Here is a 7,596-nt window from a genome sequence, read left to right as displayed (position 1 = left end):
GATCGCGAGGGCGCGGCGGCGAGGCCATGCAGGACCATCACCACGATGTCGCGCGCGATCTGCCTGGGCGCCGCGCCGGTCGGATGATACCAGTCGGCCGCCCAGTTCAAGGCCCCCAGGATCGACATGCGGATGGCCGACAAGTTGACATCCGACCGGATCTCGCCGGCATCGCGCGCCGCTTCGAGAACCTGCCGCCAGGTCGCGCCATAGGCGCGCTGGGCGGCGAGAGTGCGCTCGCGGATTTCCTGGGGGATCTGCCAGATCAGCTGGATGCTCGCGGAGGCGATGTCGCCCTGTTGAAGAACGCACGTCAGATGCACCTCGATCATCGCCTCGAGCCTGCGCAGGAAGCTCGCGTCGGCGGGCAGCGCGCGCAATCGATCCTGGACGGCTTCCTTGGTGCGGCGCACGCCTTCCAGTACCACCTCCTCTACCAGGGCCTCGCGCGAGTCGAAGTGGTAGTAGAGACTGCCGGCTTTCATGTCGGCGGCGTCGGCGATGTCGGTCAGCCGCGTTCCCGAGTAGCCCCGCTCGCGGAACACGCGGGCCGCCGCCTGCAGGATGCGTTGTCGGGTGAGGTCCGATTTGCGTGGATTGGCCGACGGCAATGGCCTCGGCTTCGAGGGGCGAGCGACGGCCCGACCGGCACGGCTCTCCTTCGGCCCGAGACGTGCGACCTTTCCGGTCTGCCCTGCTGCCAACACCCGCTCCCTGGTTGGTCCGGAAACTGTAGCCTAAAACCGAAGCTGGCGCGCAGGCAGTCGGCGTTGGCCGGCACAATGTCGAGACGGTCGACGCCAGACGTCGTAAGGTCGCCGTCCCGAAAGGAGACCTCGATGCTGCTCAATGCTCTCTTTCCGTCCCGCGACATCGGCAACGACCCGGCGAAGATCCGCGATTGGGCACAGGCGGCGGAGGACATGGGCTTCCATTGCATCGAGGTCCCCGATCACGTCTACGGCGCGGCGCCGCGCGGCGACTGGAAGCCGAACTACAGCGAGTTCGACCCGTTCCACGAGACCTTCACGACGATGGCATTCATCGCCGCCGTGACCAGGAAGATCCAGCTGTGCAGCGGCGTGCTCATCCTGCCGCAACGCCAGACCGGGCTGGTCGCCAAGCAGGCAGCCCAGGTCGATATCCTGAGCGGCGGCCGGGTCAGGCTGGGCGTCGGTGTCGGCTGGAATCACGTCGAGTACGAGGCGCTCAACGAGGACTGGAAGACGCGCGGCGCCCGCCAGGCCGAGCAGATCACCGTGATGCGCAAGCTGTGGACCGAGGACTTCGTCACTTTCGAAGGTCGCTTTCACAAGCTGGTCGACGTCAACCAGTTGCCAGTGCCGGTGCAGCGTCCGATCCCGATCTGGTTCGGCGGGTCCTCCGACGCCGTGATCAAGCGCTGCGCCCGCATCGGCGACGGCTGGATGCCGATCCTCGCGCCCGATGCCGTGGGTGAGGCCAAGCTCGGCCAGCTGCGCGATCACCTGAAGGCGTTCGGCCGCGATCCCGCGAGTTTCGGGCTGGAGGCCTGGATACGCATGAACGAGCCAGATACTCAACAATGGGGCGCCGCCGTCCAGGGCTGGAAGCGGCTTGGCGCCCAGATGGTGATGCTCCATCCGATGTACCGCATGCCGACGTTTGAGCAGCAGATCGAAACCTTGAGGCAATTCAAGGAGGTAGCGGGCGGGTAGAGCCAGCCGGCTACCCAACCGCAACTGATCGACGGGTCGCGCGTTGCTATTCCGCTCGGCCAGCCTTTGCGGATGTGATCTCGCGAAGAGCCATGCCGAAATCACAAGCCGGAAGGAAGATCATGCGTCGCTCGTTTGTCGTTTTCCGATCCGGCCGCTTGCTCAGTGCTATGCTGATCGTGCTTGCCGCCGCATCCCTGGGTGGATGCGGCGTCGTTGCCTTTCCGGCCCGTGTGGGCAGCGCCACTGCCAAGATCGTACCGGTAGCCGGGGACGTCGTGGCGGCGCCGCTCGACTGGACCGCCGACGCGATCGATTAGAGGCATATTCGCCTTGGATATATAGAAACGAAAGGCCCCCTCGCAGGCGCTCATGTTCTTCCGGACCGCGAGCGTCTCGCTCGTTCGTGGGTCCGAGCGAGCGAGACGCTCGCGGTCCGGAAGAGCATGAGCGCAGCTACGGGCGATAACCATACTTGGCCCTGGCAAAATCCGGCGTAACGTAACCGTCGGCGATGTCGTCGGCGATCGCGTCGCGCCGCCGCGCGGCGGGCGGCCCGTAGCCGCCAGCGCCTGAGAGGCGGTAGCTCACGACATCGCCCTTGCGAATCTGGCGAACGTCCTTCGAGCCGAGCGGCTCGGCGTTGCGCTGCGGGTTGAGGATCGTCTCCGCCTTCGTTCCCGACTCGCCGCCCGCAAGTCCATAGGGCGCAAATCGATGGCGGTCGCCGAGCAGGGACAGCGTGGCCGTCGAGTTCAGCAGCTCGACATCCTTGCGCAGGCCGCAGCCGCCGCGCCATTGACCCGCGCCGCCGGTGTCGGCGAGCAGCTCGAGGCGGTGCACGAGGACGGGATTGTTGGTCTCATGCACCTCGACGGGGATGTTGGAGCAGTTCATCACCGGGCTCAGCGCCTCGGCGCCGTCGCGACCAGCGCGGCCGCCATAGCCGGCCAAGCCGAGATCGTACATGACGAAGGCTCGTCCCGTGCGGTCGTCGATGCCACCGATGTTGGGATTGCACCAGTGCGAGAAGGCGCCCATCGCGCGGTGCGGCAGCGCCTGGGCTATGGCGCCGTTGATGGCATCGAAGATGCGGACCTGCACCGCCGCGCGGCCGCCCGACGGCGCCGGGAAGCGTGGGTTGAAGAACGAGCCCTCGCGCGCGGTCACCTTGATCGGCCGCATGTTGCCTTCGTTCTGCGGCTGCAGGGCATCGCAGAATACCTTCATGGCGAAGATCGCGTAGGCGCGCGTGTAGTTGATGTAGGAGTTGATGGCGGCAGGCACCGCATCGGACGAGCGCGAGAAATCGACCTCGACCCCGCCCCGCCCGTCGAACGTCACATCGACGGCGATGCGAATCGGCTCGGTGCCCGGCCCGTAATCGTCGAGATGGTCCTCGAACGAGTATCTGCCCGGCGGCACCTTCGCCAGGGCCTGGCGCATGGTCTCTTCCGATCGGTCGAGGAAGACATCGTAGGCCTGCTCGATCGTGGCCGCGCCGTAGTCACGAAAAAGCTGCTCCAATCGTGCCGCCGCCGTGCAGTTGGCCGTGTGCTGCGCCAGCAGGTCACCGCGCACCTTGTCCGGCATCCTCACGTTACCGAGGATCAGCCGCAGGATGTCCTCCTGGATCTCGCCGTCGCGCACGAAGCGGACCGGCAGGATGCGCAACCCTTCCTGGAACGCCTCGGTGATACCGTGCACCTTCTGCGATCCCGGCGCAGCACCGCCCATGTCGACCTGGTGCGCCGAGCAGGCGACGAGACCGATCAGCGCGCCGTCAACGAAGACCGGCATGACCTGGAACGTGTCGGGGAAATGGCCCGATCCCAGATAGGAATCGTTCAGCAGGATCGAATCGCCCGGCCGCAGCGTCTCCGGCGGAAAGTACTCGAGTGCGTGCCGCGCGACGGCGGGCATCGAGCCCAGATGGCCGGGGCTGAAATTGCCCTGGGCAACCAGACGCGCATTGCGATCGAAGATCGCCGTCGAGAAATCATCACCCTCGCGCACGCCTTCCGAGAAGGCGGTGTGACGCAGCGTGACGCCGAGCTCCTCGGCGATCGACATCAGGGCGTTCCAGATCACCGTCAGGGTGATCGGATCGATCGCGGCTTTGGCGTCAGTCATGCGCAGCCTCCTGCGGACGCGATCTCGATCCTGAGATTGCCGGCCGGGCTGATCCTTGCCGTCTGACCCGGCAGCACGATGGCGGTGCAATCCGGATCCTCGACGATGGCGGGCCCGACGATGCCGCCACGTTCGGTCAAGGCCTGGCGATCGACCACCTGGGTCGCAACGTATCCGCCGGCCTCCGGAAACCACGCCTGGCGCACCGACTGCCGCCCGGCGCCGCCACCGGCGACGGCACCGGCCAGTCGGATCGTTCCGCGTCGCGCGGTCGGCACCGTCGCCACCAGGGTCCAGTCCACGGCTTCGACCGCGGCCGTCGTCTCCGACCAGCGATGCTTGCGGGCGTAGGCGGCATGGAAGGCGGCCGCCGCGCGGCGGGCATAGCAGGGGCCGATGTCCCCCTCGGGCAGGTCGACCTGGATCTCGAAGCCCTGGCCGGCGTAGCGCATGTAGGCGTAGCGCGACCAACGGATGCCGCCGCCGCCGAGATGGCCGAGCTCGCGCTCGGCCTGATCCTGCAGCCCGGCATAGATCGCCGCGATCGTCGCATCGCTCGCCTCGTCGAGGCGCAGGATGCGGGTGACCGAGACGTCGAAGCGCCGCTCCGCCTGCAGCAGGCCGACGGCCGAGCCGACACCGGCGCCGAGCGGCACGATCACCGTCGGGATGCCGATCTGACGGGCGAGCCGCGCGGCGTGCAGCGGGCCTGCTCCGCCGAACGCCACCAACACGCACTTGCGCGGGTCGCGGCCCTGCTCCACCGAGACCAGGCGCATGGCATGCTCCATGTTCTTGGTGGCGATGAGATGAGCGCCCCAGGCCGCCTCGCCCACGCCGATTCCGAGGGGCTCGGCCAGGGCCTGCGAGACCGCGCGCTTGGCCGCAGCACCGTCGAGCGGCATCGCACCGCCGTTGAAATAGCCCGGATCGAGGTAGCCCAGCACGACATTGGCATCGGTCACCGTCGCCTCGGACCCGCCGCGGCCGTAGCAGGCAGGACCAGGCTCCGATCCGGCGCTCTGCGGACCCACCGTGATCATGCCCGCCTCGGCGCGCACGATGCTGCCGCCGCCGGCGCCGATCTCGATCAGCTCGAGGGCCGGTGCGCTGATCGGCAGGCCGCTGCCCTTCTTGTAGCGGACTGGATCCACCTCGAAGCTGGGCGCGATGGCCGGCTGGCCGTCGTCGACCGCGCCGAGCTTGGCTGTCGTGCCGCCCATGTCGAAGGTCACGACTTGGTCGAAGCCTTCCTGGCGTCCCACGCCGGCGCACATCAGCACGCCGGCGGCCGGGCCCGATTCGACGATGCGGATCGGATGATTGCACACCAGCTCCGGCGTCATCAGCCCACCCGACGACTGCATGATCAGGAGATCGCGCCGGTAGCCGCGCTCGGCCAGCGCCCCTTGCAGGCGTTCGACGTAACGCCCGACCAGCGGCTTGATATAGGCGTTGGCCACGGTCGTGTTGGTACGCTCGTACTCGCGGAACTTGGGCGACACGTCCGACGACAGCGACACCGAGACATGCGGCGCCCGCCCCAGGATGCGGTCGCGGATGGCGCGTTCATGCCTGGGGTTGGCATACGAATGCAGGAGGGAGACCGCCACGGCATCGTGCTTTGCAGCGCACAGCGCATCGATGGCGGCGTCGACCGACGCAGTGTCGATCGGCGTGAGCACCTCGCCGGTATGGGAGATGCGCTCGCGGACCTCGTAGACATGGCGGCGGCGCAGAAGTGGCGCCGGCTTGTCGATGTAGAGATCGTAGGTCTCGTAGCGCTTCTGTCGGCCGATGATCACGACATCGCGGAAGCCCTCGGTGGTGACCAGGCCGACATGCGCGCCCTTGCGCTCGATGATCGCATTGGTCGCCACCGTCGTGGCATGCAGGACCGTCTCGACATCGGCGAGCGCCAAGCCGGCCTGGCGCAGGATGGCATCGGTGCCGGACAGCACCGCCTCTTCCGGGGAACGCGGCGTGCTCGGCACCTTGAGAAACCACGCGCGCCCGGTCGCCTCGTCGTGCAGCACGAAATCGGTGAACGTGCCGCCGATGTCGAAAGCGAGATGAATCATCTCCCCGATGGCCGCTCAGGCGGCCAGCCGATGGACCTCGGCCGCCGTATCGTCGAGCGCGCGGCCGAGCCGCTGCAGCAGCTCGCCCACCTCGGCGCGGGTGATGATCAGCGGCGGCGACAGGGCCAGGCGATTGCCGATGACACGCAGGATTAGGCCGTGCTTCTTGGCCATGCGGTCGGCCACCGCGCCGATCTGCGTCGCGGCCGGGAACGGACGGCGCGTCGCCTTGTCGGCCACCAGCTCGAGGCCGCCGATCAGGCCGACGCCGTTAACGTGGCCGACGAGGGGATGGTCGGCGAGCTTGCTCAGCCCCGCGAGAAGGTCCGGGCTGACGTCGCGGACGTGACCCACGATGTCGGTCTCCTCGTAGATCTTGAGCGCTTCGAGGGCGACGGCTGTGGCGACCGGATGGCCCGAGTAGGTGTAGCCATGGGCGAAATTGCCGAGCGCGTCGCTGGCGACCAGCATCGCCTGGTAGATCTTCTCGTTGACCAGCAGGGCCGAGACCGGCTGGAAGGCGGCCGACAGGGCCTTGGCGCAGGACAGCATGTCGGGCTTCAAATCGTAGGTCTGGCTCCCCCACCAGTTGCCGGTGCGGCCGAAGCCGCAGATCACCTCGTCGGCGACGAACAGCACGTCGTGCTTTTTCAGCACCGCCTGGATCTTCTGGAAATAGGAGCGCGGCGGAACCACCGCGCCGCCTGCGCCCATGACCGGCTCGGCGAAGAAGGCGGCGACCGTCTCCGGCCCCTCCTCGATGATCAGCTTCTCCAGCGCCTCGGCCATGCGCGTGGCGAAGGCTTCCTCGCTCTCGCCCTCGAGATGGTTCCGATACCAGTGCGGGAACTCGGTGTGGCGCATCATCAGCAGCGGGATGCCGAAGCTGGCATGCATGTCGGGTTTGCCCGACAGGCTCGCCGCAGCGATCGTGTTGCCGTGATAGCCCTGCACGCGCCCGATGATCTTCTTCTTGTCGGGCTTGCCGATGGCATGGTGGTAGTACCAGACCAGCTTGATCGCCGTGTCGTTGGCTTCCGATCCCGAGCATTGCAGCAGGACCTTGGACATCGGCACCGGCGCGAGCTTCAGGAGCTTCTCGGCGAGATCGATCGTCGAATCGTTCGAGGCGCTGCGATAGGTCTGGTAATAGCCCAGCCGGCGCATCTGCTCGTAGGCGACGCGCGCCATCCGCTCGTTGGCGGCAAAGCCCAGCGAGGCGCACCACAGGCCCGCCGAGGCATCGAGCGCGCGCTTGCCCTCGCTGTCCTCGACCCAGATCCCGTCGCCCTTGGCGATGATGCTCGGCCCGGTCTCCCGGTGGGTGCGCGGGTTGGTCTGCGGATGGATGTAGGAGGCGATGTCGCGGGCTTCCGGCGAATTGGGCATGAAGGTCATCAGGGTCTCCCTCGGTCCGGCGCAGTTCGGCACATTTCGACACGATCCGCCAGAGCGATGCATCGTACAGCCTTCCTCCCCAGCTTTGCTGGGGAGGTGTCGCCGTCTTACGGCGACCTGCCTTCACCGAAGCGAAGCCGCTTCGGCTTCGCGCAGGCAGGCGGAGGGGTCATGCTCTCTTGGACCGCGGGCGTCCCGCCCGCTCATGCTCATGATAATGATTGGGCGGGACGCCCGCGGTCCGCATGAATCATGACTCCACCGTCTGCGAAGACGCGGACACCTCC

At 67.3% G+C, this 7,596-nt stretch carries 6 protein-coding genes; 2 read left to right on the top strand and 4 right to left on the bottom strand.

Annotation, left to right across the window (positions count from 1 at the left end; genetic code table 11):
• The coding region (locus AB7O82_RS35715; RefSeq protein ID WP_428621641.1) for a TetR family transcriptional regulator at positions 1-611 on the bottom strand (611 nt) is incomplete at its 3' end.
• Between the two features lie 228 nt (positions 612-839).
• Between AB7O82_RS35715 and AB7O82_RS35710 the strand changes: the two genes are divergently transcribed.
• Both AB7O82_RS35710 and AB7O82_RS35705 read left to right on the top strand, forming a co-directional pair.
• On the top strand, positions 840-1,697 hold the full coding sequence (locus AB7O82_RS35710; RefSeq protein ID WP_428621639.1) for an LLM class F420-dependent oxidoreductase: 858 nt from the start codon (positions 840-842) through the stop codon (positions 1,695-1,697).
• A 122-nt stretch (positions 1,698-1,819) separates the two neighbouring features.
• Positions 1,820-2,017 (top strand): DUF6726 family protein, encoded by a 198-nt coding sequence (locus tag AB7O82_RS35705; RefSeq protein ID WP_428621637.1) that lies wholly within the window; start codon positions 1,820-1,822, stop codon positions 2,015-2,017.
• A gap of 136 nt (positions 2,018-2,153) precedes the next feature.
• On the opposite strand, the gene AB7O82_RS35700 is transcribed toward AB7O82_RS35705, so the two are convergent.
• Genes AB7O82_RS35700 through AB7O82_RS35690 form a run of 3 tightly spaced genes read right to left on the bottom strand, consistent with a single transcriptional unit; the run spans position 2,154 to position 7,309 of the window.
• Complete coding sequence (locus tag AB7O82_RS35700) at positions 2,154-3,830, bottom strand: hydantoinase B/oxoprolinase family protein (RefSeq protein ID WP_428621636.1); 1,677 nt, start codon at positions 3,828-3,830, stop codon at positions 2,154-2,156.
• Entirely contained in the window at positions 3,827-5,911 is a 2,085-nt protein-coding gene (locus AB7O82_RS35695) for a hydantoinase/oxoprolinase family protein (protein ID WP_428621635.1), read from the bottom strand. The genes AB7O82_RS35700 and AB7O82_RS35695 overlap by 4 nt, the downstream gene beginning before the upstream one ends.
• Positions 5,912-5,926: 15 nt before the next feature.
• Positions 5,927-7,309 carry an aminotransferase gene (locus AB7O82_RS35690; protein WP_428621633.1) on the bottom strand — a complete coding sequence of 461 codons (1,383 nt, stop codon included), beginning with the start codon at positions 7,307-7,309 and terminating at the stop codon, positions 5,927-5,929.
• Positions 7,310-7,596 lie beyond the last annotated feature (287 nt).

Source organism: Reyranella sp., from assembly GCF_050185545.1.
Classification (GTDB): domain Bacteria; phylum Pseudomonadota; class Alphaproteobacteria; order Reyranellales; family Reyranellaceae; genus Reyranella.
Note: the sequence above shows the minus strand (reverse complement) of the source record. Positions and strands in the feature narration are given on the sequence as shown.